Annotated in this window: 22 protein-coding genes; 12 read left to right on the top strand and 10 right to left on the bottom strand. The window is 70.2% G+C overall.

What is annotated here, in order from left to right; genetic code table 11:
• Positions 1 to 45: 45 nt before the first annotated feature.
• Complete coding sequence (locus VSH64_RS29720; RefSeq protein ID WP_326566036.1) at positions 46 to 513, bottom strand: DUF309 domain-containing protein; 468 nt, start codon at positions 511 to 513, stop codon at positions 46 to 48.
• Between the two features lie 67 nt (positions 514 to 580).
• Between VSH64_RS29720 and guaB1 the strand changes: the two genes are divergently transcribed.
• Positions 581 to 2,020 (top strand): GMP reductase, encoded by a 1,440-nt coding sequence (guaB1, locus tag VSH64_RS29725; RefSeq protein WP_326566037.1) that lies wholly within the window; start codon positions 581 to 583, stop codon positions 2,018 to 2,020.
• A 68-nt stretch (positions 2,021 to 2,088) separates the two neighbouring features.
• Here guaB1 and VSH64_RS29730 read toward each other — a convergent pair whose 3' ends face one another.
• Positions 2,089 to 3,375, bottom strand: coding sequence for a PhoH family protein (locus VSH64_RS29730; RefSeq protein WP_326838057.1), 1,287 nt, complete (start codon positions 3,373 to 3,375; stop codon positions 2,089 to 2,091).
• A gap of 736 nt (positions 3,376 to 4,111) precedes the next feature.
• On the opposite strand from VSH64_RS29730, the gene VSH64_RS29735 reads away from it, so the two are divergent.
• Positions 4,112 to 4,360, top strand: a complete 249-nt coding sequence (locus tag VSH64_RS29735; RefSeq protein ID WP_326566038.1) for a hypothetical protein — start codon at positions 4,112 to 4,114, stop codon at positions 4,358 to 4,360.
• Positions 4,361 to 4,475: 115 nt separating this feature from the next.
• Here VSH64_RS29735 and VSH64_RS29740 read toward each other — a convergent pair whose 3' ends face one another.
• The gene (locus tag VSH64_RS29740; protein WP_326838058.1) at positions 4,476 to 5,234 is read right to left on the bottom strand and encodes an isoprenyl transferase; all 759 of its coding nucleotides are present in this window, start codon (positions 5,232 to 5,234) and stop codon (positions 4,476 to 4,478) included.
• A gap of 147 nt (positions 5,235 to 5,381) precedes the next feature.
• Here VSH64_RS29740 and trhA point away from each other — a divergent pair, with 147 nt between their 5' ends.
• Complete coding sequence (gene trhA, locus VSH64_RS29745; RefSeq protein WP_456062105.1) at positions 5,382 to 6,023, top strand: PAQR family membrane homeostasis protein TrhA; 642 nt, start codon at positions 5,382 to 5,384, stop codon at positions 6,021 to 6,023.
• 131 nt (positions 6,024 to 6,154) lie between these two features.
• Here trhA and VSH64_RS29750 read toward each other — a convergent pair whose 3' ends face one another.
• Both VSH64_RS29750 and VSH64_RS29755 read right to left on the bottom strand, forming a co-directional pair.
• Positions 6,155 to 6,961 carry a hypothetical protein gene (locus VSH64_RS29750; RefSeq protein ID WP_326566041.1) on the bottom strand — a complete coding sequence of 269 codons (807 nt, stop codon included), beginning with the start codon at positions 6,959 to 6,961 and terminating at the stop codon, positions 6,155 to 6,157.
• Between the two features lie 35 nt (positions 6,962 to 6,996).
• On the bottom strand, positions 6,997 to 8,892 hold the full coding sequence (locus VSH64_RS29755) for an acyl-CoA dehydrogenase family protein (RefSeq protein WP_326566043.1): 1,896 nt from the start codon (positions 8,890 to 8,892) through the stop codon (positions 6,997 to 6,999).
• 139 nt (positions 8,893 to 9,031) lie between these two features.
• Between VSH64_RS29755 and VSH64_RS29760 the strand changes: the two genes are divergently transcribed.
• Positions 9,032 to 9,520, top strand: coding sequence for a hypothetical protein (locus VSH64_RS29760; RefSeq protein WP_326566045.1), 489 nt, complete (start codon positions 9,032 to 9,034; stop codon positions 9,518 to 9,520).
• A gap of 45 nt (positions 9,521 to 9,565) precedes the next feature.
• Here the strand turns inward: VSH64_RS29760 and VSH64_RS29765 are convergent, their stop codons facing one another.
• From VSH64_RS29765 to mca, 4 genes are all read right to left on the bottom strand, one after another.
• On the bottom strand, positions 9,566 to 10,123 hold the full coding sequence (locus VSH64_RS29765) for a hypothetical protein (RefSeq protein WP_326566047.1): 558 nt from the start codon (positions 10,121 to 10,123) through the stop codon (positions 9,566 to 9,568).
• A 117-nt stretch (positions 10,124 to 10,240) separates the two neighbouring features.
• Positions 10,241 to 12,229, bottom strand: a complete 1,989-nt coding sequence (locus VSH64_RS29770; RefSeq protein ID WP_326566049.1) for a thioredoxin domain-containing protein — start codon at positions 12,227 to 12,229, stop codon at positions 10,241 to 10,243.
• A 43-nt stretch (positions 12,230 to 12,272) separates the two neighbouring features.
• A complete protein-coding gene (locus VSH64_RS29775; RefSeq protein WP_326566051.1) occupies positions 12,273 to 12,605 on the bottom strand; it encodes a hypothetical protein in 333 nt (110 codons plus the stop codon).
• On the bottom strand, positions 12,602 to 13,516 hold the full coding sequence (gene mca, locus VSH64_RS29780; RefSeq protein WP_326566053.1) for a mycothiol conjugate amidase Mca: 915 nt from the start codon (positions 13,514 to 13,516) through the stop codon (positions 12,602 to 12,604). Before mca ends, VSH64_RS29775 begins: the two co-directional genes overlap by 4 nt.
• A 158-nt stretch (positions 13,517 to 13,674) precedes the next feature.
• On the opposite strand from mca, the gene VSH64_RS29785 reads away from it, so the two are divergent.
• From VSH64_RS29785 to VSH64_RS29795, 3 genes are all read left to right on the top strand, one after another.
• The gene (locus VSH64_RS29785; protein ID WP_326566055.1) at positions 13,675 to 14,130 is read left to right on the top strand and encodes a DUF4307 domain-containing protein; all 456 of its coding nucleotides are present in this window, start codon (positions 13,675 to 13,677) and stop codon (positions 14,128 to 14,130) included.
• 198 nt (positions 14,131 to 14,328) lie between these two features.
• Positions 14,329 to 14,826: a transcription elongation factor GreA gene (gene greA / locus VSH64_RS29790; RefSeq protein ID WP_326566057.1), complete on the top strand. Its 498-nt coding sequence runs from the start codon at positions 14,329 to 14,331 to the stop codon at positions 14,824 to 14,826.
• A gap of 77 nt (positions 14,827 to 14,903) precedes the next feature.
• Positions 14,904 to 15,716 carry an MBL fold metallo-hydrolase gene (locus VSH64_RS29795; protein ID WP_326566059.1) on the top strand — a complete coding sequence of 271 codons (813 nt, stop codon included), beginning with the start codon at positions 14,904 to 14,906 and terminating at the stop codon, positions 15,714 to 15,716.
• Here VSH64_RS29795 and VSH64_RS29800 read toward each other — a convergent pair.
• Positions 15,713 to 16,195 (bottom strand): Lrp/AsnC family transcriptional regulator, encoded by a 483-nt coding sequence (locus VSH64_RS29800; protein ID WP_456062106.1) that lies wholly within the window; start codon positions 16,193 to 16,195, stop codon positions 15,713 to 15,715. The two genes, VSH64_RS29795 and VSH64_RS29800, sit on opposite strands and share 4 nt — an antisense overlap.
• Before the next feature lie 103 nt (positions 16,196 to 16,298).
• On the opposite strand from VSH64_RS29800, the gene hppD reads away from it, so the two are divergent.
• From hppD to VSH64_RS29825, 5 genes are all read left to right on the top strand, one after another.
• Positions 16,299 to 17,498, top strand: coding sequence for a 4-hydroxyphenylpyruvate dioxygenase (gene hppD, locus VSH64_RS29805; protein ID WP_326566061.1), 1,200 nt, complete (start codon positions 16,299 to 16,301; stop codon positions 17,496 to 17,498).
• A gap of 315 nt (positions 17,499 to 17,813) precedes the next feature.
• Positions 17,814 to 18,374, top strand: coding sequence for a YbaB/EbfC family nucleoid-associated protein (locus tag VSH64_RS29810; protein ID WP_326566062.1), 561 nt, complete (start codon positions 17,814 to 17,816; stop codon positions 18,372 to 18,374).
• Between the two features lie 64 nt (positions 18,375 to 18,438).
• The gene (locus tag VSH64_RS29815; protein WP_326566063.1) at positions 18,439 to 18,753 is read left to right on the top strand and encodes a type VII secretion target; all 315 of its coding nucleotides are present in this window, start codon (positions 18,439 to 18,441) and stop codon (positions 18,751 to 18,753) included.
• Positions 18,753 to 22,769 (top strand): hypothetical protein, encoded by a 4,017-nt coding sequence (locus VSH64_RS29820; protein ID WP_326566064.1) that lies wholly within the window; start codon positions 18,753 to 18,755, stop codon positions 22,767 to 22,769. Before VSH64_RS29815 ends, VSH64_RS29820 begins: the two co-directional genes overlap by 1 nt.
• On the top strand, positions 22,747 to 23,184 hold the full coding sequence (locus VSH64_RS29825) for a hypothetical protein (RefSeq protein ID WP_326566065.1): 438 nt from the start codon (positions 22,747 to 22,749) through the stop codon (positions 23,182 to 23,184). Before VSH64_RS29820 ends, VSH64_RS29825 begins: the two co-directional genes overlap by 23 nt.
• The last annotated feature ends 44 nt before the right edge of the window (positions 23,185 to 23,228 follow it).

The raw sequence follows: 23,228 nt of genomic DNA on the forward strand, positions 1-23,228 counted from the left end.
GGGATGTTCCTCAACGAGGACGGCCCCGTGCCCTGGTGAGGCCGGTTACGGCACCAGCCGCGGCGCCACGGGTTCGGCCCGCACGCGCGTCTTGGCCTCGGTCGCCAGCCCGCGGGCCCACTCCTGCAGGCCGCCGACGTCGATGCCGTGCGGTGGCACGGCCCGGAACGGCTCGAGGTTCGCCGCGCCGCGCTCCAGCAGCGCGACGGCGCCGGTGCCGTTGCCGCGCAGGGCGTGGGTCATGCCCACGGCCAGCTGGGCCAGGCCGCGCCACAGCTCGCGCTCGGGCCCGTCCGTGGCCTTCCAGGCGTCCTCGAACACCTCGTGGGCGTGGAACGGGCGGGCTTCGTCGAGCAGCTGCTGGGCCTCGGCGAGCGTCTCGGCCGGCGTGCGGACGATGCCCTCGGGCTGGCGGGCGACGCCGGACGCGCCGTAGGGCAGGGGGCGGCCGAGGCCGTCGCGCGGGCGGGCGTTGCGCGCTCGGCCCGTTTCATCGCGGTCACGGCCGTTCACCACGACATTGTTCCACGGGTCACGCCGGGTTCGCGTCCCACGCCCGAGGCACGTAGTCTGGGGACTCGTGCGCTTTCTCGACGGGCACCTGCCCCCACACGACCTGACCTACGACGACGTGTTCCTGCTGCCGAACCGTTCGGACGTGGAGTCCCGATTCGACGTCGATCTGTCCACCGTGGACGGCACCGGTGCGACGATTCCCGTGGTGGTGGCCAACATGACGGCCGTCGCCGGCCGACGGATGGCCGAAACGGTGGCCCGCCGCGGCGGCTTGGTGGTGCTGCCGCAGGACGTGGACACCGAGGCCGTCGCCGAGATCGTCACCTGGGTGAAGAGCCGCCACACCGTGTGGGACACCCCGCTCGTGCTCACCGGCGGTGACGCCGTGGCCGATGCGCTCAACCTGGTCCACAAGCGGGCCCACGGCGCCGTCGTGATCGTGGACGGCGAAGGTCGCCCCGTCGGCGTTGTCGACGAAGCCGCCTGCGCGGGCGTCGACCGCTTCGCGCGGCTGGCCGAGATCGCGCAGCCCGCGACCGTCGCCGTGCCGCTGAGCACGCCGCCGCGCGAGGTCTTCGACCTGCTCCACGCCCACGGCGGCCGCCTCGCGCTCGGCCTCGACGCCGAAGGCCGCCTCGCCGGCGTGCTGACCAGCGTCGGCGCGCTGCGCGCGGGCGTCTACACGCCGGCCACCGACGCCGGCGGCAACCTGCGCGTGGCCGCCGCCATCGGGGTGAACGGCGACGTGGCCGCGAAGGCCGAGGCCGTGCTGGCCGCGGGCGTCGACACGCTCGTCGTCGACACGGCCCACGGGCACCAGGAGAAGATGATCGCCGCGCTGAAGGCCGTCCGCGCAGTGTCCCCGGCCGTGCCCGTGGTGGCCGGCAACGTGGTGACCGCCGAGGGCACCCGCGACCTCATCCACGCGGGCGCCGACGTGATCAAGGTCGGCGTGGGCCCCGGCGCCATGTGCACCACGCGCATGATGACCGGCGTCGGGCGCCCCCAGTTCTCCGCCGTCGCCGAATGCGCCGCCGCCGCGCGCGAGCTCGGCAAGCACGTCTGGGCCGACGGCGGCGTGCGCCACCCGCGCGACGTCGCGCTCGCCCTCGCGGCCGGCGCCTCGGCCGCCATGGTGGGCTCCTGGTTCGCCGGCACCCACGAATCCCCGGGCGACCTGCGCTACGACGAGCAGGGCCGGCCGTACAAGGAGTCGTTCGGCATGGCGTCCAAGCGCGCCGTCGGCGCCCGGACCCGCACGGACAACGTCTTCGAGCGCGCCCGCAAGGCCCTGTTCGAAGAGGGCATCTCCACCTCGCGCATGGCGCTGGACCCGAACCGCCCCGGCGTGGAGGACCTGCTCGACTCCATCTGCTCGGGCGTCCGCTCCTCCTGCACCTACGCCGGCGCCCGCACCATGGAGGAATTCCACGAGCGCGCCCTGCTGGGCGTGCAGTCGGCCGCGGGCTTCGCCGAAGGGCGGCCGCTGCCTTCCGGCTGGTGAGACTTCGCAAAAAGGGGCTCCCCTCGACCGAATGGCCGAGGGGAGCCCCTTTACGTGAGTCAGTCAGCTCAGCCGTGGTCCTCCAGCATCTCCGTCACCAACGCCGCGATCGGCGAGCGCTCCGACCGCGTCAACGTCACGTGCGCGAACAGCGGGTGCCCCTTCAGCTTCTCGATCACGGCCGAGACGCCGTCGTGGCGGCCGACGCGCAGGTTGTCGCGCTGGGCCACGTCGTGGGTCAGGACCACGCGGGACGCCGTGCCGAGGCGGGAGAGCACCGTGAGGAGCACGTTGCGTTCCAGTGACTGGGCCTCGTCGACGATCACGAAGGAGTCGTGCAGCGAGCGGCCGCGGATGTGGGTCAGCGGGAGCACCTCGAGCATGCCGCGGTCGAAGACCTCGTCGAGCACGTCCTGGCTGACCAGCGCGCCGAGCGTGTCGAACACGGCCTGCGCCCAGGGCTGCATCTTCTCGCTCTCGGACCCGGGCAGGTAGCCGAGGTCCTGGCCGCCGACGGCGTAGACCGGGCGGAACACCACGACCTTGCGGTGCTGGCGGCGTTCCATCACGGACTCGAGGCCGGCGCACAGCGCGAGCGCCGACTTGCCGGTGCCCGCGCGGCCGCCCAGAGACACGATGCCGACGTCGGAGTCGAGCAGCAGGTCGAGAGCCACGCGCTGCTCGGCGGAGCGGCCGTGGAGGCCGAACGCCTCGCGGTCGCCGCGCACGAGCCGCACGCGCTTGTCGGCCGTGATGCGGCCCAGTGCGCTGGAGCTGCCGGCGAGCAGCCGCAGGCCGGTGTGGCACGGAAGCTCACCCACGTCCGGAAGGCCGTATTCGACCGGGTCGACGGTGCCGCCCGAGAAGAGGCTGTCGATCAGCTCCTGCGGGGCGTCCACGTCGGCCATGCCCGTCCAGCCCGATGGCGTGACCTCGCCCGCGCGGTACTCGTCGGCGGCGAGGCCCACGGCCCCCGCCTTGACCCGCAGCGGGATGTCCTTCGTCACCAGCGTGACCGACGGCCGTTCCACCGCGAGGTTGAGCGCGCACGCGAGGATGCGGTGGTCGTTGGAGTCGGTCCGGAAGCCCACCGGCAGCACCGACGGATCGGTGTGGTTGAGCTCCACCTGCAGGGTGCCACCCTCGTCGCCGATGGGGATCGGCGCGTCGAGCCGGCCGTACTTGAGCCGCAGGTCGTCGAGCAACCGCAGCGACTCGCGGGCGAACCAGCCGAGCTCGGGGTGGTGGCGCTTGGCCTCCAGTTCACTGATGACGACCAGGGGCAGCACGACCGCGTGTTCGGCGAACCGCGTCACCGCCCACGGGTCTGAGAGCAGCACAGACGTGTCGAGCACGTACGTGAACTGCCCGGATTCGGGCGAGATCGAGGCTTTCTCCGGGCCAGGGGCACCGGTCGAAGAACGGCCAGAGGCCTTGCGGGGTGAACGCTGCGCAGTCACGACGGCATCTCCCTCGAGGGCGTGTTGCACCCCACGCCCGCACTCGCTGGGCCGGGCACCTCCCTGGCTGGGTCCGTACTCCCTGACGTTGGCTACGTCAGCGCGTACGGCCACGAGGGCCGGGTGCCGGCCCCCTCGTGCATCGTGTGGGCGGCTGAGCCGCCCCCTCGATCAACGCCACGACCAGGGCCTCCCTCGAGGACCCGCACGGAACGCGTGCCCTCACTTCCGGAAGGTACCGACGGATCGCGGATCGTGCAGGCAGCCACACAGGTGATTCGCTCATTCGTCACCTCACCGTAGGTCGTCCGACATCAACGCCCCGTCACTGTCACGCTGCGTCACGTAGTCAGCGATCGAGGGATCACGCGGTGGAATGATCATGGTGAAAAGATCACCGAACGCATTCGAAAGATCAGCGTAAAGCCTTGTACCACGGGGCGGACCGGAATGCATTTCGCGTCCTGAAGACAGAACCGGACCGGGTGAACAAGGCGTTTTAGGCCTCACACAATGGGCGTACCCGGCATTCATTTCGGCCGCGACGAGGGTAATTTTCTCACTGCGGGACACACCACCGGAAACTTCGGTGCCCCGGATCCCAGGTATATCTACTGTAGGAGTGTGCGAAGTGCTGAAGAAGGCTGGAGTCATCGCCGGTGCCGCTGCGGGCCTGATGCTGATCGGCGGCACGGCGTTCGCCTCGCCGGCAGACCACGGCTACACCCCGGACCCGACGTTCGGTGACGCCTACGCGACCTTCATCGAGGGCGGCGGGGCCCTGGGCTTCGGCGCGGCCTCCCTGGTCGCCGGCGCCTACACGGGCGTTGCCACCACCCCGGCCCTGATCCTCCACTCGCTGGAGCACCACGGCCACTGACGTGGTTAGTACGAAGGCCCCGGAGCTGCCGCTCCGGGGCCTTCGTCATGTCCGGGCTCGGGCCGGTTCAGCCTCGGTTTACCCCGGGTTCGCGCCGGGTTTGCCGCAGCTCGCCTCAGGTGCCGAAGCGACGGTGGCGCCACGCGTAGTCGCGAAGCGCGCGAAGGAAGTCCACTCGCCGGAATGCGGGCCAGTACGCTTCCGTGAACCAGAATTCCGAATGCGCCGACTGCCAGAGCAGAAATCCGGAAAGCCGCTGCTCTCCTGACGTTCGGATAATAAGGTCGGGATCCGGCTGGCCCGAGGTGTACAGGTGTTCCGAGATGTGGTCCACGTCGAGGATTTTCGCCAGCTCACGGATCGACGTGCCCTCGTCGGCCTGCTGCAGCAGCAGCTTGCGCACGGCGTCGGCGATTTCCTGCCGCCCGCCGTAACCGACGGCGATGTTCACCTCCATGCCCGGCCGGTCCTCCGTGCGGGCCGCCGCGGCGGTGAGCTTCTTCGCGACCTCGATCGGCAGCAGGTCCAGCGCCCCCATGATCCGCAGCCGCCACGGCACCGAGGGGCCGGCGAGCTCGTCGGTCACGTCGGTGATGATCTTCAGCAGCGGCTCGAGCTCGTCGGGGTCGCGGTTGAGGTTGTCGGTGGAGAGCAGCCACATCGTGACCACCTCCACGTCGGCCTCCCGGCACCAGCTGAGGAAATCGGCGATCTTCTTCGCGCCCGCGCGGTGGCCGTCGGCCACGTCGGTGAACCCGGCTTCCCGCGCCCACCTGCGGTTTCCGTCGAGCATGATCGCGATGTGGCGCGGATGGCGACCCCGCGCCTGCTGGATCAGGCGGCGGCCGTAGACGCTGTAGACGACGTCGGACATGAAGGACCGGAGGCTCACGTCAGCTGAGCGTACGCACCCCTGCGTCACACGTGTGACGCGCCACGGGGGGTGGCGAAAAACCTACGCTCCCGTAACCTGGGCCGGGTGAGCGTGACGACCGAACCCCCACCGTCCGGCCCTGCGCCAGTGGACACCCGCCCCCGCCTGCGGGGCCACATCCACTTCTGGTCCTTCTTCGGCGCCGTCGCGGGCGCCGCCACCCTCGTGACGCTCGCCGCGTCCACCGTGTCCCCGCTCGCCGCCCTCGCGACGTCCGTGTACGGCCTGACCGTGCTCGGCGTCTTCGGCGTGAGCGCTCTGTACCACCGCCGCCTGTGGAGCCCGCGCGCCTACAAGTGGATGAAGCGCGCCGACCACTCGATGATCTTCCTCTTCATCGCAGGCACGTACACCCCGTTCTCACTGCTGGCCATGTCCCAGCCCACCGGCTACATCGTCCTCGCCATCGTCTGGGGCGGCGGCCTGCTCGGCGTCGCGATGAAGATGCTGTGGCCGAACGCCCCGCGCTGGCTCGGCGTCCCGATCTACGTGGCCCTGGGCTGGGTCGCGGTCTTCGTCCTCCCGGAACTCGCCCGCCACGCCGGCATCGCCGCCCTGGTCCTCATCTGCGTCGGCGGCCTCTTCTACACGATGGGCGCGGTGTTCTACGCGGTGAAGTGGCCGAACCACTGGCCGGAGACGTTCGGGTACCACGAGTTCTTCCACGCGTGCACGGTGTTGGCGGCGATTTCGCATTATGTGGCGATCTGGCTGGTTCTGTACGCCTAACCGGCGTTTGCTGCCAGGTCGCGCTGTCCGGCTGGTAGCCGCAGGCGCCTCTGGCAATCACGGTCCCGTTTCGGCGCATACCTCCATGTCGATCACGCGAGGAACACAAGCGTCCAGGAACCTGGCCTCCCTCACTCGTCGATCGGGGTCCTCGCCTGCGGATCGAGGAACATGCTGCCGATGTTCGTCCACTCGAAGCGCTCTTGCCAGATCGTGTCGCGAGTGGTCCAGCCCCACAGAGCGGCGACCACTTGAGGACGATTCTTGGCGTAGGCCTGGAAGTGCCGCTCGGGACCACCGTCCCGGTACTCGATCTGGTAGTTCCCCTCAGGGCGGCGCATCGCCTGGACGTAGTGCAGGCTCGGTGTGGCCTTCCGCTCGACGATCAGGTACTGGCCCGCGGTCCGCAAGTAGCCGACGTCGTTGCGGATCAGGTTTTCGGTGAGGTTGTACTTGGTGCGGCCGTCCCACCACCGCATGATCGCGTCGGACACAGCGGGAGCCGTTGGTTCGAGCTTCGGCACCACGGGGACCTCGCCGGAGGGCGGAGCAGACTGCACAGGCTGCTCCTCCCAGTAGTCCCGGGCGTCGTCCCCGATCCCGTAATCCCGGGGCAGCGTCAAAGAAGCCTTCACCGACGGTCGTCGTTCCCGGTGCTCCGGGGCAACCACGCTCTCATCGCCGGTCAACCGCCGACGACTGCGAACGAGGTCGCGGGGCTTGCCCTCGCGCACGTACACCGCCGCCAGCGCCAAGGCCTTGGCGAGCATCATGCCGGCGCCCGTCGGGGTGCTGGGTCCGCGCAGCTCCAACCAGTGCCCCACCGAACCGATCCGGAGGAGGTCGTCTTCGCTGCAAGTCAAGACCCAGCGTGCGGTCTCCGTTTCACCGTATTGAACCAAGTACCCCGCAATGGCCGAATCGGCGGCACTGATCATTCCTGCAGCGTAGCTCTGCGAGTCTGCTCCAAGCGTCAGCCCCGCAACATCGGCGCCGCCAAGAACTGCGCAGGGATCGCGAACGCATCCACCAACGTCCCCGCATGCGGCCGCAGCGTGGCGCACAACTCGTTCACCGCCGCCGTCACCGCCTTCGACCGCGAAGTCGTGAGCCGCCCGTGCTCGAGGAACCAGGCGCGGTCCGCCTCGATGGCCGACAGCGCGTACAGGTCGCACACCCGGGAAAGCAACGCAGCCGCCTCCGGGTCCTCGCAACCCTCCACCGCACGCGCAAACGCCGCCAGCACAAGACGTTCCACGTGCACCCGCCCCGCGGCCAGGACGTGATCCTGCGCCGCGTTGAACACGCCGAACGGATCCTCCCCGGCCTTGCGGAGCCGGTTCGCCACGCCTTCCAGCACGTGCGACTCACGGTCCTCGAACAGCCGCAGTTGCCATTCCCGATCGAACAGCACCTCGGCGTCGTCCGATTCCGTCAGGCGCTCCACGAAAGCCCGGGCCGACGTATGTTCGAGGACTGCGCCCACGAGTTGTTCGGCGACGAAGCGGGCTGTCGCGAGTGGACTGAGTTCTTCGAAGTGTTCCTTGTACTGCGTGAGCAAGCCCTTGGCCACCAGCTGAAGCAGCACGGTGTTGTCGCCTTCGAAGGTGGTGAAGACGTCGGTGTCGGCTTTCAGGCCGGCCAGCAGGTTTTCCGACAGGTAGCCGGCGCCGCCGCAGGCTTCGCGGGCGGTCTGGATGGTGGCGGTGGCGTGCCAGGTGTTGGCGGCTTTCAGGCCGGCCGCGCGGGATTCCAACTCGCGTTGTTCCTCTTCGGGCGCGTCGGGCGCGATGTCGTTCAGCTTCGCGACGAGTTCTTCCTGCGCGAAGTGCAGCGCGTACGTTTTCGCGAGCGCCGGCAGCAGCTTCCGCTGGTGGCCCAGATAGTCGAGGATCACGACCTCGTCGCCGTCCGGCCGGGTGAACTGGCGGCGCTGGTCGCCGTAGCGAATGGCCAGGGTCAGCGCGCGTTTGGTGGCGCTGCCGGCACTTCCGCCGACGCTCACGCGGCCGCGGATCAGCGTGCCGAGCATCGTGAAGAAGCGGCGGCCGTCGCTTTCGATGGGGCTGCTGTAGGTGCCGTCGACGGCGACGTCGCCGAAGCGGTTCAGCAGCGCTTCACGCGGCACGCGCACCTGGTTGAACGAAAGCCGCCCGTTGTCGACGCCGTTGAGGCCCGCCTTGCGGCCGCAGTCCTCGATCGTGACACCGGGCATCGGCGCGCCGGCAGAGTCGCGGATGGGCACGAAAAACGCGTGCACGCCACGGGAATCGCCGCCCGTCACGAGCTGCGCGAAGACCACGGCGGCGTGCCCGTCGCGAGCCGCGTTGCCGATGTATTCCTTGGTGGCGCCGGGATCCGGGCTGTGCACCACGAACTCCCCCGTCAACGGGTCGTACGTCGCGGTGGTGTGCAGGTGCTGCACGTCGGAGCCGTGGCCGTGCTCGGTCATCGCGAAGCAGCCGAGCAGGTCGAGATCCATGATGCGGCGCAGGTACTTCTCGTGGTGACGCTCGGTGCCGAGCAACTGCACGGCGCCGCCGAACAGCCCCCACTGCACGCCGGCCTTCACCATCAGCGAAAGGTCGCCGAGGCCCAGCATCTCGAACGACACCACCGAGCCGCCGATGTCGCTCTGCCCGCCGTACGCGCGGTCGAACCCCAGCGCCGGCCGATCCGTGGCGGCGAGCTCGCGCAGCTGCTCGAGCACCTGCGCGCGGTGCGGCTCGACGTCGAGGTCCACCGGATCGCGGAACGTCTCGGCCGACATCTGCGTGCGCACACCGCGGCGCAGCTCGGCCCAGCGACCGTCGAGGACGGCGGTGAGCGCGTCCGGGTCCACCTTCGCGGGAACGGCAGGGATGTCCACGGCTCCTCCGAATCCGAAACGTCCGAAGCGACTGGCTACTCACTGGTAAGCCTGCCCTCGTCCCGGCGTCGTCGCAGGTCGAGGTGACGAAGACGACTCGATCGTTTGGCGGGCCAACCGGCGGGGAAAGCACGCGACGATGAGTTCGACAGCCACGTGGATCTCGGCGATCGGCAGCGCCGGCTCGCTGCTGGGCTTCGCGTCGTACGTGTGGATCATGCTGCTCAACCGCAAGGACCAGCCCGAGATCCGGCAGCAGGAGCAGGCGCACTCGGTGTCCGCGTGGCTCGACGAGGGCAGCCGCCACGAGCGCGCCGAGGACTATGTCGTGTGCGTGCACAACGGCGGTGACGCACCCGCGTTCGACTGCACCGTCACCGTTCAGCGCCCCGACGAAGACACCCCGCACCAGCTTCGGCTCGCCATCTTGCCGCCGCGTGCCACCGCCGTGCGCGGCCTGCCGTTCGGCCACGACCGGCTCCCGGCCGACGACCTGTACTCCACCGCCGCGGTGCCGGGCCTCGCCTTCACCGATTCCCACGGCGGCCACTGGGACCGCGATTCCGCCGGCCAGCTCACGCGAACGGACCGGCGGACGCTGCGCGGACGGTGGCGGCCCCGGACGTGAAACGGGACTCCCGCGCCGAAGCACGAGAGTCCCGTTCGCGAGCACTCAGCTGAGATCCGGGCCCTTCGACCGCAGATCGTCCACCTTCGTCATCGCGTCGCGCAGCTCGGCCAGCCAGGTGTCGGCGTGCTCGCCGACCAGCCGCACCGCCCACGCGAGCGCCTCCGAACGCGACCGCGCGACGCCCGCCGCCACCAGCGTGTCGAGCACCAGCCGCTCGGGCTGGCGCAGCCGCGTCATCACCGGCGCGGACACCGTGGTGAACAGCACCTGCGTGCCGCCCAGCTTCGCGCCCCACGCCACCTTGCGCTGGTACCGGTGCTCGGCCTGCCGCGCGATCTCGATGCGCTCGTCGCGCGTCTCCTCGCGGAAGCGGCTGATGCGCCCGTCCTCGGCGGCCGCGCGGGCCGCGTCGTCCGCGAAGTCGCCGGTCAGCGCGGGCAGTTCGCCCACGATGATGATCTCCTCGCGGTCGACCGTGATCTCCGGCTCGCCCGTGAACCAGCCGTCCGGGAGGCGTCCGCCGAACCAGGCCGACGCGTCTTCGGCCGACGGCACCTCGGCCTGCTGCCAGCCGCCGCGGCCCTTCCACCCTCGTGCCATGTGTCCCACCACCTTGTAGCGCGTGTGCATGCTCGCCTCCGCGATTACATGATTACCTCGCTGCTGAAGCTACGCCGAATACACGCTGAGCAGGGCGTTGTTCACCAGGGGCGGAACTCAGAGGTGGGCGAGCAGCTCCTCCACCGACGTCACCGGCCGGTCGCACACGTACCCGCGGCACACGTACGCGGCCGCGCCGCCGTCCACGAGCGGACGGTCGGCCAGCAGCGGCACACCGGCAGCATTCGGCTCTCCGCCCAGCACCACGCCGCCGCCGTGGATCCGCTGCGCGGCCGCCGTGACCAAGGCGCGGTCGGCCCCGACCACGGCGACCTGTACCGGCCCCGACTGCGCGGCTTCCGCCACCGCAAGCCAGTGGCCGGCGAACCGCGGCGCCCGGTCGGCCAGCAGGCCTACGCGCTGCAACGCCGCGTCCGCCGCGTCGCGGTAGCGCCCAGCCTGTTCGTGGCCGGCCAGTGCCGAAGCCGTGAGCAACGCGCCCGCGAGTGCCGAAGCACCCGAGGGGCTCGCGTTGTCCGTGGGGTCGGAAGGCCGCTGCACCAACGTTTCCGCGTCGTCCGCGGTGTCGTGGTAGGCGCCCGCGGCCTCGGCGGCGAAGTGCTTCAGCGCCAGGTCCAGCAGCCGGGTCGCCTCGTCGAGCCAGCGCGGCTCGCCGGTGGCCTGGTGCAGGGCGAGCAGGCCGTCGGCCAGGCAGGCGTAGTCCTCGAGGACCCCGGCCGGCACGCCGACCACGCCGTCGCGCGAGCTGCGCCGCAGACGGCCGTCGACCACGTGCAGGTCCAGCAGCAGCGAAGCCGCGCGGCGCGCCAGCTCGATCCACTGTGGACGCTCCAGCGCGACACCCGCCTCGGCCAGCGCGGTGATGGCGAGGCCGTTCCACGCGGCCACCACCTTGTCGTCACGCGCCGGCTGCGGCCGCGAAGCACGCGCGGCCAGCAACGCCAGCCGCACGCGCTCGTACCGCGCGGAATCCTCAGGATCGCCCGGCAGCTGAAGCGTGGAAGAGCCCTTCTCGAACGTGCCGCGCTCCGTCACCGAGAACACCGAAGCGGCCCACGCGCCGTCCTCGTCGCCGAGCACTTCGCGCAGCTCAGCCGGGGTCCACACGTACGTGAGGCCCTCGACGCCTTCGGTGTCCGCGTCGAGCGAAGCCGCGAAGCCGCCCTGCTCGGTGCGCAGGTCCGTCTCGAGGAACCGGACGATCCCCTCGGCGACGCCCAACGCGAACGAAGAGCCCCGCCGGGCCAAATGGGCGTAAACCCGGAGCAGCAAAGCGTTGTCGTACAACATTTTCTCGAAGTGCGGCACGATCCACTCCGCGTCCACGGAGTACCGCGCGAAACCGCCGGCGAGCTGGTCGTGGATACCGCCGCGGGCCATCGCGTCCGCAGTCGACGAAGCCAGCGAAAACGCCTCGGCCGAGCCGGTGCGCTCGTGGTGGCGCAACAGGAATTCCAGCACCATCGACGGCGGGAACTTCGGCGCCCCACCGAACCCGCCGTGCACCGGGTCCACCTCGGCCGCGAGCTTCTCGACGGCGCCGGCCAGCGCCGCGGCGTCCACCGCGGAAGCCTGCAACGGCCCGCTCCGCTCGGTGAGGTGCCCGATCAGCCGCTGCGCGCCTTCGCGCAGGTCCTCCGGCCGCTCGGTCCACGCCTCCGACACGGCCACCAGCAGCTGCCCGAACGACGGCAGGCCCTGCCTCGGCGTCGGCGGGTAGTAGGTGCCGCAGTGGAACGGCTCGCCCTCGGGCGTGAGGAAGCAGGTCATCGGCCAGCCGCCCTGGCCGGTCATGGCCTGGGTGGCGGCCATGTAGACCGCGTCGATGTCCGGCCGTTCCTCGCGGTCGACCTTGATGTTCACGAAGTGCGCGTTCATCAGCGTCGCGGTGCCCTCGTCCTCGAAGGACTCGTGGGCCATCACGTGACACCAGTGGCACGCCGCGTAGCCGACCGACAGCAGGATCGGCACATTGCGCTCGCGCGCCTCGGCCAGCGCCTCAGGCCCCCACTCGCGCCAGTCGACGGGGTTGCCCGCGTGCTGCAGGAGGTAGGGGCTGGTCGCGTCCGCCAGTCGGTTCGCCATGCCACCAGGGTGGCACCACCGCGAACCCGGCCGGCGGGCGAGGTCAGTCGGACTTGGCGCGCGCCGGGTCAGCGGCGGCGGACTCGACCGTGTCGACCGGTTCGCCCGCCTTCTCCTGCTCGGGCGATTCCCCCGCCGCGTCCGCAACCTCTTCCTGGTCGAAGCTCTTCGGCACCTTCTTCAGGTGCTTGCTCATCGACCGGATGAGGAACGCGACCGCGATCAGGAACAGGATCAGCACCAGCAGGCCGACGGGTGAGGACTTGCCGAAGTCCTCACCCTGGCCGCCGTTGTCGCCGCTGTCGGGCTGCTGGGCCAGGAACAGGGCCGAGGCCGTCAGCGGGGCGACCGCGACGGCCGGCACACCGAAACTCATGGACTCACCTTCTCCTTGATGCCGGCGAACAGATCATCCTCCGGCAGCGTGCTGTCCACCAGGGAGCGGTTCAGCTCGTACTCCTCGGTCGGCCAGACCTCGCGCTGCATCTCGAGCGGCACCGCGAACCAGCGGCTGGTCGGGTCGATCTGCGTGGCGTGCGCCTTGAGCGCCTCGTCGCGCACCTCGAAGTATTCACCGCACTCGATCCGGGTGGTCACCCGCTCCATGATGTCGGCTCGATCCGGGTCCCAGTTCTTGAGCCACTCGTCGTACGGCGAGGGCAGGCCTGCCTTCTTGAGCGCCTCGTCGAACAGCGTCATCCGGGCCTTGGAGAAGCCGTGGACGTAGTAGAGCTTGAGCGGCTGCCACGGGTCGCCGGCGTCGGGGAAACGGTTCGGGTCGCCCGCCGCGTCGAAGGCCGCCATCGACACCACGTGGGTGCGGATGTGGTCGGGGTGGGGGTAGCCGCCGTTCTCGTCATACGTGATGAGCACGTGGGGACGGAACTCGCGCACCACGCGCACCAGCGCCTCGGTGGACTCCTCCAGCGGCACCACCGCGAAGGACCCCTCCGGAACCGGTGGCAGCGGGTCGCCCTCGGGCAGCCCCGAGTCGACGAAGCCGAGCCAGCGGTGCTGCACCCCCAGGATCTTCGCGGCCCGCGCCATCTCGTCGCGGCGGATCTCCGTCATGTTGGCCAGCACCTCGGGGCGGTCCATGGCGGGGTTGAGGATGCTGCCCGCCTCACCGCCCGTGCACGTCACGACCATGACCTCGTGGCCCTCGGCCACGTACTTGGCCATGGTGGCGGCACCCTTGCTCGACTCGTCGTCGGGGTGCGCGTGCACCGCCATGAGACGCAGGTTCGAGGCGCGGTCGCTCGTCATCAGCTCGTCAGCTCGCACCATGTTCCGAACGACCCTTTCGTGGTCCGTTATTCCGTCGTACCGTGCCCCGGCTCCACGCCACCGGAACGGCTCGCGGATACTCGACGACAGGTGGTGCCCCCAGGCGGGCTCCACCCATTGTCCCCGCGGGTACGACAAGAACGACCGGAGGCCCGGACTTGCAGACCGGAGAGACCGCTACCACCGAGGGAGACGCCCGTCCGGCGCCGCCCGCGGACCGGTACGGCTCGCCCGCCAAGGCCGGGTCGAAGCGCTGGAAGCGCTGGGTTTTCGCCGCGGTCGCGGTGGTCGCGAGCTTCGCGGTGGCGTGGATCGCCTACGTGAACCTGGGTGCGGCCTCGATCGACGCGGAGCGGGTGGCCTTCGAACCCCGCCCGGGCAACGCGATGGAGATCACCATCAACGTCACGCGTGACGACCCCGACAAGGCCGGGGTGTGCGTCGTGCGGGTGCAGGACAGGTCCGGCGCCGAGAGCGGCCGGAGAGAGGTGCTGGTTCCCGCCGGAGCCGGCCACAGCCGGGTGAGCACGGTGGTGAAGAGCATCGGGGAACCGGTGACAGCCGACGTGTACGGCTGCTCGTACTCCATACCACGTTACATGTCAACCCCATAGCGGCCAACGGGGTGAAATGCGCGGCGGGTGTCCGCGCGGCGTGGAATGGACCGGCGTCGCTGCAACCTGCCGTGATAAGCTGACACACCAGCACGGCCCGAGGCGGGCCGTGTTTTTCCTTTATCCCAGCCGTGCGGGCGCAGTGAGCCCGTGCGGAGGCCGGCTTGAACACCCAAGCCTGGCAGGCCCGACGAGGAGATGGTGACCGTGAGCGACAAGGTGACCTGGCTGACCCAGGATGCCTACGACAGGCTCAAGCACGAGCTCGACGAAATGATCGAGAATCGTCCGGTCATCGCTGCGCGCATCAACGACAGCCGCGAAGAGGGAGACCTCAAGGAAAACGGCGGCTACCACGCGGCGCGCGAGGAGCAGGGCCAGGCCGAGGCACGCATCCGGCACCTGCAGGAGCTGCTGCGTTCGGCGAAGGTCGGCGAGGCTCCCGCGGACGACGGCACCGCCGGCCCGGGCAAGGTCCTCACCGTGAAGTACGAAGGTGACGACGACGAGGAGAAGTTCCTCCTCGCCACCCGTGAAGAGGGCGCCGAGGGCGCGCTCGACGTGTACTCCCCGGAGTCGCCGCTGGGCAAGGCCCTGCTCGGCGCCAAGGAAGGCGAGTCGCGCGAGTACGAGCTGCCCAACGGCCGCACGCAGCAGGTCACGCTGGTCAAGGCTGTTCCCTACAGCGAGGCCTGATCGGTCTTTCGCGTACCCGGCTCGCGTGAGCCGGGTACGCGACTAGCGTGGATCCCGGACACCACTGGGAGGCCACGATGAGCACCGAACCGCTGTGCCGCACGTGCGGCATGCAGTACGCCGAGCCGCGTGAAGACTGCCCCATCTGCGAGGACGAACGCCAGTACGTGCCGCTCACCGGCCAGGCGTGGACCGACCTCGACACCCTGCGCTCGAGCGGCGACTACCGGCCGCGCGTCGAAGAACAGGGCCCGGGCGTGATCGGCATCGGTTCCGAACCCGGCTTCGCGATCGGCCAGCGCGCGCTGCTCGTACAGGCCGGATCCGGCAACTTCCTCTGGGACTGCGCCGCCTACCTCGACGACGACCTGGTCCGCCAGGTCACCGACCTCGGCGGCATCACCGGCATCGCGATCAGCCACCCGCACTACTACTCGACCGTGGTCGAGTGGGCCCACGCCTTCGACGTGCCGATCTACCTGCACGAAGCCGACCGGGACTGGATCGGGCGACCCGACCCGTCGATCCGGCTGTGGTCGGGCACCACGCTCGACGTGGCCGACGACCTGCGGCTGATCAACCTCGGCGTGCACTTCACCGGCGGCACCGTGCTGCATTGGCCCGCGGGTGAAGAAGGCCGCGGGGCGCTGCTGTCGGGCGACATCGTGCAGGTGATCCCCGATCGCACCCACGTGGCTTTCATGTACAGCTACCCGAATTCCATCCCCGAACGGCCCAGCGTGGTGCGCCGCGCGGCGGAACTGCTCGAGCCGTACGCGTTCGAAGCGATCTACGGCGCGTTCTGGGACCGGGTCGTGCGCAGCGACGGGCACGAGGTCGTGCAGCGTTCGGCGAAGCGGTACCTGGCCCACGTGCTCGACGCGTTCTAACCGCGCGCGGTGCGTTCCAGCAGCGGGCGCACGCGGGGTGGCACGGGTGTGGACAGCGCGATCGACGTCGAGGTGCGCAGCACGCCGTCCACGCCCACCACCTCGTCGATCACGCGTTGCAGGTCGTCGTTGTCGCGGGCGACCAGGCGCACGAACAGGTCGCCCTGGCCCGTGGTGGCGTGCACTTCGCACACCTCTTCGATGGCGGCGAGCGCCTCGGCGACGCCACCGCGCCGGCCCTGCGCGATCTCGAGCACGGCGAACGCGGTGAGGCCGTAACCCATCGCGGCGAGGTCGAGTTCGGGCGGGAAGCCGCCGAGGATGCCGCGCTCGGTGAGCCGGTCGAGGCGCGCCTGCACGGTGCCGCGCGCGACCCCGAGCCGGCGCGCGCACTCCAGCACGCCGAGGCGGGGCGAGTCGGTGAGCAGCAGCAACAGCCGGGCGTCGAGCGAGTCGAGCACGGTTTCCTCCCTGCGCAGGTTGTCCACGTTGACCGCAGTCTACGGGCTGGCGCTGCACAGATTGTCCAGCAAATTCGGTGACCATTGCTCATCTTGCCGTGGCGGACCCATGCTTTTCGGCATGACCCACACCATGGATCCGCAGGGCGCACTCGACGACGTCAGCTTCGACCAGCTCCGTCAGCTCGTGGGGCTCGTCGAACACGACGCGAGCAAAGACCCGTTCCCGGTCAAGGCACTCGACGCGGTGGTGTTCGTCGCCGGCAACGCGACGCAGACCGCGTGGTTCTACCAGGTCGCGTTCGGCATGCAGCTGGTCGCGTACTCCGGACCCGAGACCGGTCACTTCGACCGCAAGGCGTTCGTGCTCAAGTCGGGCTCGGCGCGGTTCGTGATCACCGGTGGGGTGCGGCCGGATTCGCCGCTGCTCGACCACCACCGCCGCCACGGCGACGGCGTCAGTGACCTGGCGCTGGAGACGACCGACGTGGACAAGTGCGTGGCGCACGCCCGCGCGCAGGGCGCGACGATCCTCGAAGAGCCGCACGACGTGTCCGACGAACACGGCACCGTGCGGATGGCCGCGATCGCGACGTACGGCGAGACCCGCCACTCGCTGATCGACCGGTCGCGCTACGACGGCGTGTACCTGCCCGGGTTCGAGGCGCGCGAGAGCACGGTGACGCGGCCCGCGGGTGCGCCGAAGCGGCTGTTCCAGGCCGTGGACCACTGCGTGGGCAACGTCGAGCTCGGCAAGATGGACTATTGGGTCGACTGGTACCACCGCGTGATGGGCTTCGTGAACATGGCGGAGTTCGTCGGCGACGACATCGCCACGGACTATTCCGCGTTGATGAGCAAGGTGGTGTCCAACGGCAACCACCGCGTGAAGTTCCCGCTGAACGAACCCGCGGTCGCGAAGAAGAAGTCACAGATCGACGAGTACCTCGAGTTCTACGAGGGCGCCGGCTGCCAGCACATCGCCTTGGCCACCAACGACATCATCGCCACGATCACGGCGATGCGCGCCGCGGGCGTCGAGTTCCTCGACACGCCGGACTCCTACTACGAGGACCCGGAGCTGCGCGCGCGGATCGGCGAGGTGCGGGTGTCGATCGAAACGTTGCAGGAGCACAAGGTTCTCGTCGACCGGGACGAGGACGGCTACCTGCTGCAGATCTTCACGAAGCCGATCGGCGACCGGCCGACGGTGTTCTACGAGCTCATCGAGCGCCACGGTTCGCTGGGCTTCGGCAAGGGGAACTTCAAGGCGCTGTTCGAGGCGATCGAGCGGGAGCAGGACCGCCGGGGCAACCTCTGACGCTCCCGATGGGTTGCGGCGGCACAGGAAACTCCTGATCGGCGCTCCTGTCAAGGAACGAGTGGTACGAGCGGCCCGTTCGCGACGAAAAGTCGCGGGCGGGCCGCTTTGCCACGTTTTGTGTCGGTGCGGGCACGTACTGTGTGTTCAGGTGCCGGGGAGACCGGTTGACCCGACTGGCAAACTGGGCCGATCGGAGCAATTCGGACGCCACCGGAACCTGAGGCGGATCTGATCCGTCACTGTGGGACCACACTGTGGGGTCCCGCGGCGAGAAGTCGCCGCGGGAGGTGAGCTCGAGAGGATGGGGGCCCGATGTCGGACGGCGTCGACGCCAGCCAGCGAATGGTCGACGGCTGGACGCGGCAGCTGCAGGAGACGGCTGCGCGCTACCAGGCGATGGCCGATCGCATGCAGGGCCAGACCGTGACCGAGCGGGCGAAGGACGGCTCGGTCACGGTGACCGTGGATGCCAAGGGGCTGTTGAAGAACCTGGTGATCGCGGAGGCCGCGAGCGGCAAGCGGATGGCCGAGGTGTCGGCGCAGGTGATGCAGCTCGTGCAGAAAGCGCAGGCGCGAATTCCCGAGCTGCTGCAACAGGTCGCGAGCGAAACGCTGGGTGCCGACGCGACCGGGGACAAGCTCGTGGAAGACGCGAAGAGCACCTTTCCGGCGCCGCCGGAGGAGGAGCCGCCGCCACCGCCGGCGCCCGTGCACCGGTTCGGGCCGGAGGACGACGGACCACCTCCCCCGCCGCCGCCCGCCGCGCCGCCGAGGCAGCAGGCACCGCCGTCGCCTCCGCCTGCGCCACCGCGTCGTCGCCGGGCCGAGCAGTCGGATGACGACGATGACTTCGGTGGCTCGATCCTGTCCTGAGCGCCTGTCCGGACCACGGCCGTTCGACTACTGATCCACGCAGCCATCCTGGGGGATGAACACCATGGCACCTAAGGGATACGAGGTCGGCAGCGACCTCGAGGCCCACGCGAGCCAGCTCGACGGGATCGGCGACGGGCTGCGCCAAGCCGTCGACGCCGCCAACCAGGTCAGCATGCCCACCGACGCGTACGGCATCCTCTGCCAGCCGTTCCGGGCCATGCTCGACCCCGTCGAGGAGTTCGGCATCAACGCGCTGCAGAACACCGTCACGGCGATGGACGCGCAGGCGCAGAAGGTCCGCAACGCCGCCCAGGCGTACCAGACCTACGAAACCGGCACGACCGACGCCATCGCCTCCACGAAGGTGCCCGACTGATGACCGAGGCGAACCCGCTCGTCGCGCAGGCGAAGCAGGACGGCGACGGCCCAGGTCCGCTCACGGCGGGCAACGGCGACTACGGCTACGCCACGGGTATCGGCGTCGCCGAGTCGGCGATGGACGCGTTCAACGGCATCAAGGACGGCGACTGGGTCTCCGGCGGCCTGGGCGTGCTGAGCCTCGCGGGCGAGATCGCGGGCGCGGCGATCGACCCGTTCGGGTACCTGATGTCGTCGGTGGCGTCGTTCCTGATGGAGCACGTGCAGCCGCTGAAGGACATGCTCGACTCGGTGGCCGGCAACCCGCCGGTGATCCAGTCCTATGCGGACACCTGGGGCAACGTCGCGAAGGCGTTGCAGGACCGGCAGGCCGATTACACCAACGCGGTGAAGACCGGCACCGCCGAATGGACGGGCGACGCGGCCGACGCGTACCGCAAGGGTGCCGCGGAGTGCGCGGAGGCCCTCGGCGGCGCCGCGACGGTGGCCAGTGCCATCGGCACGGTCACGATGATCATGGGCCAGGTCGTGTCGTTCGTGCGGGAGACCGTGCGGCAGCTGATCGCCGACCTGGTGGGCAAGCTGATCTCGTGGGTGATGGAGGAGGTCTTCTCCCTCGGCTTCGGTACGCCGCTGGTGGTCGCGCAGGCCGTCACGGCGATCTCCAAGTGGGGCGAGAAGATCAGCGGCCTGCTCACGAAGCTGTGCGACACGATGCGCCGGGTGTCGCCGCTGCTGGGCAAGCTGGCCGACGTGTTCACGAAGATCATCAAGATCCTCGGCAAGCTGGCCGGCAAGGTCACCGGCCTCGACGTGATCAGCACCAAGAACATCAAGGCGGGTGGGTTCGCGCACCACACGGGTGGTGGCGGGTCCGGCGGTGGTTCGCACCACAGTGGGTCCGACGGTGACGGGGATTCGCCCAGCGGTGAGGGTTCGGACGGTCCGGACGGCTCGGACGGTTCGCATTCAGGTGATGCGGACGCCGACGGTACCCACTCCGGTGATCCGGACTCCGGCGGCTCGCGGTCCGGTGACTCGACTTCCGGTGGCTCGGATTCCGACAGCTCGCACTCCGGTGACTCGACTTCCGGCGACTCGGATTCCGGCAGCTCGCACTCCCGTGACGGCGACACGGCGTCGTCGAGCCCGGACGGCGGCAGTCCCTCCACAAGGGACGGTTCGTCCGGTGACTCGTCGCGCCGCAGTACGGGCAACGGAACCCACGACGGCGACACAGGCGGGGCCGGCGGGGACAACTCGGCGTCGACGTCCAGTGGCGATTCCCCCTCCGTCGGCAGCTCCACGCCGCGCAGCACCAGCGGGTCCTCCGGCGGCGGGTCGTCGAGTCATGCCGATTCCGCACCGAGCTCGCCGAGCCACGCGGGCAGCTCTTCGCCGTCCGGTGGTGGCAGCTCCGCGCCGTCGCACACCGGCGACGCGCCGAGTGCCCACACCGGTGACGCGCCGAGTCCGTCGCACGCGAGCAACCCGCCGTCGGGTGGCTCCGCGCCCCACAGCAGCGGCGGGTCCGGCGGCGGCGCACCGGCCCACTCCGGCGGCGGCACGTCCGCCGGTAGTTCGCCGTCTTCGCACCAGAGCGCGGGAGACAACTCAACCTCGGCTTCGGGCTACGCGCCGCCGAAGGTCGACGAGCCCGCGCCCAGCGCGCCCGCGCCGCGCACCGGCGATGGCACGGGCCCCTCGGGCTCCAGCACGCCGAACCAGCCTGTCGCCGGTGGTTTGCCGCCGCAGGGTGGTGGCGCTCCGGCAGGTTCGCCGTCGGGCGGCGCGCCCGGCGGCACCCCGGCGGCCCGGCCCGGCAGCGGTGGTGGCTGGACCGGCACGCCAGGCAGCCCCGGCGCACGCACTCCGGAGCCCTCGGGACCTCGCGCCGGTGGCCCCGATCGCGGGCCCTCGTCTCGACGGCCCGGTGAGGGTCCGGAGCCGTCAGGCCGGCGCCCTGATTCGGGTTCGCCGCGCCGCCCGGGTGACCCGAACACGCGCTCACCCCAAGGCCCCGACGGTTCGCGCCGCCCCGGCGACCCGGCCGCGGGCGGGCCGCGGCGGCCGGGTGACGTGCCGGAACCCGTCGCGCGCGGTGGTTCGCCGACGGCGACCCGCCCGGAAGCCGACAGTCCACATCGGACTCCCGACGGCAAACCGGCCGACCGGACGCCGCGCCGCGGCGAGCCGGGCGACGGCGCGCCGCACCACAGCGAGCCCGACGACCGCGCTCCCCGCCACAACGAACCCGACGACCGCGCTCCGCACCACGACAGCGACGGCTCACCCGAGCACCACGACCCCGAGCACCACGAAAATCCGGAGCACCACGACGGTCACGACAACCCTGACCACCACGACACCGCCGACCACGACGGCGGCCCGCACCACGACTCACCCGACCACGGCGAGCCGCTGACACCGGACGAGGTCAACCAGCACCACTCCGAAAGCACGCCCGCCGGCAGCTCCTACCACCGCGGCGACACGGAGCTGGGCGACCTCCCGCACCGCGTCCAGCCGGATCCGGACGGGCGCTACACCGTCGATGTGCACGTGACGTCCGACGGTCACGCGCGCATCGGCGACCGGCACTACACGCCGGAGGAGTTCGCCGACGTGCTGCGCCACAACGCGGACTACGACGGCAGGCCCATCCGGCTGATCGGCTGCGACGCGGGCTCCAATGACTTCGCCAACCGGCTGTCGCGCGAGCTCGACACCGACGTGATGGCGCCGACGAAACCGGCCTGGACCGACTCACACGGCCGGGTGTTCTCGTCGGACTACGAGATCGGCCCGGACGGGCGGATGCGGCCGCGGATCCCGCCGGACGGCGAGTGGTCCGTGCACCATCCGGACGGCACGTCGCACCACGCGGGTCAGGACGGGTTCGCGCCGGAGTCGCACCACCACGACCCGAGCGACGTCGACGCGGACAGCGCCCACGCGCGCGGTGACGGTGACGACGTAAACGGCGGTGTCCCGGAGGAGGAGTTCGCGCCGCCTCCGGCCACGCGCACGTACAACCCCGACTCGCCGGAGTTCGACCGGCGGTTCGTGGACTGGGACCGCGCCGACGACGCCGATTTCACCGGGCCGCGCCACCGCGAGGGCCACCCGGACATCGACTCGCCGCGGGACCTCGACGACGTACCCGCCCGCACGAGCAACACCGCGCCCGACCCGGACGGCGTGCCGCAGACCTTGCACGGGGAACGTCCGCTGGCCGGCAACGCCGAGTACCACGTGACGTACCAGAACGGCTCCAGCACGCGGTTCTACACCGACGCCGACGGCCACGTCACGCACGTGGAGGCCACACCCGGCACGTCCACGCCCAACCACAACCCCGACCTGCGCTACCCGCTCATCCCCGGCGCGCAGTACCGCGTGCCGAACTTCCACGACCCGGCGAAGTCGTGGACGTTCCACATCGGCGAGAACGGCAAGCCCGACGCCATGACGGGCGACCCGAGTTTCCGCGGGCAGGACGACACCTTCCGCGACGTCAACTCGCAGAACCGCTCCGGCGGCGAGGGCAAGGAGGCGTTCGCCGACCACCCCGAATACGGTGACAAGTACGAGAAGGTGCGCTGGGCCGGCGGCCACCTCGCGGCCAACGAGATGGGCGGCCCGGGTGAGTACGTGAACATGCACCCGCAGATGGCGGCGTCCAACAGCGGCAACTACCGCGACGGGTGGATCCACGAAGCGTCGTGGCGCAACCAGGAGACGGCACTGGGCAAGTTCGCCAACACGGAGGGCCAGGACATCCAGCACTACCAGGTCGCCATGCACGGCGACAGCAACGGTGTACCGGAGAGCGTCACCATGCGCTGGCAGGAAGTCGTGTACAAGACGGACTCGAGCGGGCACGTCGTGTTGGAGGACGGGAAACCCGTGGAGATCTCGCGGGTGACCAAGGAACGCGAGTTCCCGAACAACCCCGCGGACATCAACTTCGGAAAGAACAGGCAGTACAGTGACCGATCCCGCGCCCGCTGAAATCGCCGCGGCACTGGTGAACGCGGCGCCGGCCGGGTGGGCGGAGATCACGCTCACGGTGTCGGCCACCGTGGTCGCCAACGACTTCGCGCTCCAGGTGAAGATGCGCGACGGCTCCCCCGGTTCGATGGAGCTGCCCGCACCGGTGAAGACCACGTTCCGCGCGCTGCGCGACGACCACTACGAGCCCGGCCGGGGCACGTGGTTCTCCGCGACTGTGGTGCTGCGCCCGGATTCCGAGCCGGCGTTCTCCTACGACCTCGACGGCGACCCGAACTGGTGGCCGCCCTTGCACCCCAGCGCTTTCACGCGCGACCTGGAGGCGTACCCGCGCGACGAGGAGCACGTGCCGCCGTGGCTGCGCAAGCTGCTCGACGAGGGCGGCGAGCAGGACCGCTTGCGGGCCCAGGAGTGACCGCGCGCCCCGTGCCATGATGGGGCCCGCCCGAAAAGTCCGAA

The organism is Amycolatopsis rhabdoformis (genome assembly GCF_035918295.1).
GTDB lineage: Bacteria > Actinomycetota > Actinomycetes > Mycobacteriales > Pseudonocardiaceae > Amycolatopsis > Amycolatopsis rhabdoformis.